The organism is Dysgonomonas sp. Marseille-Q5470 (assembly GCF_951230145.1).
GTDB lineage: Bacteria > Bacteroidota > Bacteroidia > Bacteroidales > Dysgonomonadaceae > Dysgonomonas.
On sequence record NZ_CATNVE010000022.1, the window covers coordinates 1 to 3,486 of the forward strand.

The 3,486-nt window shown below is 38.7% G+C and carries 3 protein-coding genes; all 3 read right to left on the reverse strand.

The genetic code is table 11. The features are described from left to right. Positions 1-95: 95 nt before the first annotated feature. Genes QOX35_RS16330 through QOX35_RS16340 form a run of 3 tightly spaced genes read right to left on the reverse strand, consistent with a single transcriptional unit; the run spans position 96 to position 3,347 of the window. Positions 96-1,121: a tyrosine-type recombinase/integrase gene (locus QOX35_RS16330; RefSeq protein WP_283687825.1), complete on the reverse strand. Its 1,026-nt coding sequence runs from the start codon at positions 1,119-1,121 to the stop codon at positions 96-98. Further along, positions 1,108-2,154: a tyrosine-type recombinase/integrase gene (locus QOX35_RS16335; RefSeq protein ID WP_283687826.1), complete on the reverse strand. Its 1,047-nt coding sequence runs from the start codon at positions 2,152-2,154 to the stop codon at positions 1,108-1,110. Before QOX35_RS16335 ends, QOX35_RS16330 begins: the two co-directional genes overlap by 14 nt. After that, positions 2,088-3,347: a site-specific integrase gene (locus tag QOX35_RS16340; protein WP_283687827.1), complete on the reverse strand. Its 1,260-nt coding sequence runs from the start codon at positions 3,345-3,347 to the stop codon at positions 2,088-2,090. The genes QOX35_RS16335 and QOX35_RS16340 overlap by 67 nt, the downstream gene beginning before the upstream one ends. Positions 3,348-3,486 lie beyond the last annotated feature (139 nt).

Consider the following 3,486-nt stretch of genomic DNA (forward strand, 5'->3'; position numbering starts at 1 on the left):
GTTTATGTAAACAAAAAGATTATGTAAAGCTTCCTACTTAACAGGTTGTGTAACAGTAGTTGTGTAAGTATTTTCTTTACATAATCTTTTCCTTTTTACTTAAATCCCTTCAACCATTCCATAAGTTCTATATCTTGCTTCCATAATGGATCTTCCAGATTTTCTTTACTGATGGTTTCCGTATATGCTCTTTCCAAAGCCTCCCGTTTCACTTTGGAGTCTGCGCGGGCATAAATTTCTGTTGTGGTTATTGATGTGTGTCCAAGGAAGTCTCGTATGTAAACGAGATTTATACCCGATTGTAATAAGTGCATCGCTTTTGAATGGCGTAAAATATGTGGAGTTACAATTTCGGGGATTAATATCGGATTTACATCTTTAGCCCTTTTCGCATACTTCTTTAAGATAAGTGTTATCCCCATGCGGCTAAATTTTTCATTACGACTATTGCCAAACAAAGGATATTTACTCGCATATGCTTCAAACAAATTATTCCTAGTCATATAGTTTTTCAGCAATTGTACTTGGCTTTCCATTAGAGGAACCGTTCGCTTTTTATTTCCTTTACCCCAAAGGGTTACCGTCTGTGGCTTATTGAAATTTATGGAAGCAGGTGTCAAGTTTATTACCTCTTGCACACGTGCCCCGCTGTCATACATCAGCGATAACATTGCCAAGTCCCTCTTTCCTTTTGTTGTGGATTGGAAGGGCTGCTCCAATAAGAGCTTTATGCCATCAAGAGGAATGTATTGCATTATTGGTTTCCCTACTTTCTTCACCGGGATAGACAATATCTTTTGCCACTCATGAAGATTGACCGGATTACGATATTGGAGATACCTAAAGAAAGAATGGATTGCGGCAAGCCGTGCGTTTCTAGTTGAACCACTATTGCATCGGACTTTTTGTAGCCAATCAAGGAACGCCACAACACATTCCTTCGTTATTATATCTAATGTTAATTTTTCCGCATCTATGCTATTCTGGTCTTTCATAAACTGCAAAAACAACAGAAACGTGTCCTTATAAGCGCAAACGGTGTTATGGCTTACGCCTCTTTCCCCCGGAAGATAACTAGTTAGGAAGTCGGTTAGGCTTTTGGAAAAATCAGTCGGTTTCATAATCATCCGTTTTTAAGCGTGGAAAAACAAACTCACACATATTCTCTATGCCCTTTAATAAATTCGGATACACTTCTGCTGTTAGCCTCACATATTTTTCTGTCGATTCGATAGTGCGATGTCCCAAGTAGGTCGAGAGCAGGGGCATCGCCTGATATAAATCCATCCCCGATTCTACCATTTGAGCCAATGAGTGGCAGGCGAAGGTATGTCGGAGATCATGCAATCTTGGCCCGCAACCTTTCCCTCCATGTGGTATTCCAGCCAACCGAAGAGCATCTCTGAACGACTTATAGGCAGCTCCTTGGCTGCAATGAGTATTGTTGTTTTTGACAAAAAACAACTTACATTCTATTTTACTCTTGATCTTGTCCTTTTTTAGAATACGATATTGTACACAGGCATCAGATACAGACTCTGATAAAGGTACGATTCTTTCCGTACCATTTTTGCTTTGCCTTACAATAATATACCTCTCATCTGTATTTACATCTTTATCCAAGAGTCCGATGGCTTCTCCTATTCTTAATCCTGTACCGTATAAGACTTTGAGCAAAGTAGGGATCATTAAGGAAGGAGAGTCTGGCATTATTTTATGTGGCTTATATTCGCTGCTTGCGGCTAATACTACTCCTATTTCTTCTTTCGTAAATATGTATGGGATAAAAGACGTTTTAAACCTTGGTATTTCCGGAATGTATGAGTCGTATCCCATATCACGTAAGTATCTGGCAAATAATGATAATTTGGATACACGGTCGTACCTTGTGCCATCTGATTCATTGGGGCGTTTTGCACACCATTCATCCGACAGCCCTTTGGTAACGCCTACCATTTTCTCACCTCTTTGCAGAGCTAATCTATCAAACTGGATAAATACATATTCTACATCCCGCAAAGTAAAACCGAGATTGCGTTTAAATTTAATGAAGTTCTTTATGTGAGTGGCATATATGCTTTTGAAAATCATATCGATACCTCCTTCCTTATCTGCTCCTGATTGGTTATAGTCAAGGGTATTTCTAACGCACATTTTCTTAAAGATTCTGTGTCTACCCGTAAATACCCGATTGTACTTTCTGTATTAGTGTGCCCCAATACGCTTGATATTACTGGCAACGAAGTGTTTTGTTTCAATAAATCCGTAGCCAGACTATGCCGTAAAGCATGAGGGCCGTGTCGCCGCTCATCATACTTGATACCGGATAACCGCAGATATTTTTGCATGGCTCCGAGCAAAGCGTTTTCCTCCAAATTGTCATATGGAGGTATTAACCGCAGAAAAACATAAGGCTGATCTGATTGAGGGCGGGCATACTTCAAATAATCAATGATAGCATTTCCCACGTCTTGAAGCAAAGGAAGTTCAACCAGGTTCTTTGTCTTTTTCTGGGTAAGGATTATTTTCTCCTGTTCCCATTGAATACTACCAAACTTCATGTTTATCACATCGGAGCGTCTCAATCCAAGCCTTACCACCAATAAGAGCATGGTATAATCTCTTTTTCCATAAGCGCTTGAGCGGTCTATGCTATTTAACAGGAGGTTTATCTCTTTAGGTGAAAAATAGGATGGTAACTTGGGTTGCCTCACATATTTGTCTTTCGGCATTATGGCAGAATAATCAATCGGTAATATACCTTGTTCGTGCATGTATTTGAGGAACTGATTCGTCTTCAATATAATGAAATGTCTGGTAACGGTAGTATATTCAGAGAGGCTTCCTGCAAAATTAACCATCACTTCAGGTCTGAATGAATCAAACGAATGTATATTACATTCGTTCAGGTACTTCAAAAAACGGGATAAATACAATCTGTAGCTTTGGATTGTGCTCTTGGCATAACCATTGATCCGGCTCAGGGTAATGATGTATTGGGCAATAGCTAATCCTATTTCTCCGGTAAGCTCTTCAGGTGAAACATTACGTTTTCTCCTCCGAAAAGCTCCACCCATAAGAAAGTCGGATAAGCAAGATATCGTTCGGATACGCATTCGTTTACTTTTGGGCAAATCTTTTGTTTCTACTTCTCCAACAACATCAAAAAGATATTGTGTACCAACAGCAGGGGTATATTCTTTAATACCCTTTTTCTTCATGTAGCTGCCTACATATCGCCATTCCCGTTGATAATAATCAATCATTTTGAGATTATACCGTAGACTTGCCATATAAGCTGTCGCTGTGTCAGTTAGTTCTTCAAACGTTTGATAATGTGTAATCATAATCTTCTTTTATTCTTTATTCCGGGCAATATTACCCAGACAAAAGAACAGAAGATTATGTAAACTATCTCACAAAATAAGGATTGATTATCAATAAATTAAAAGCAATTATTTACATAATCTTTTTGTTTACATAAAC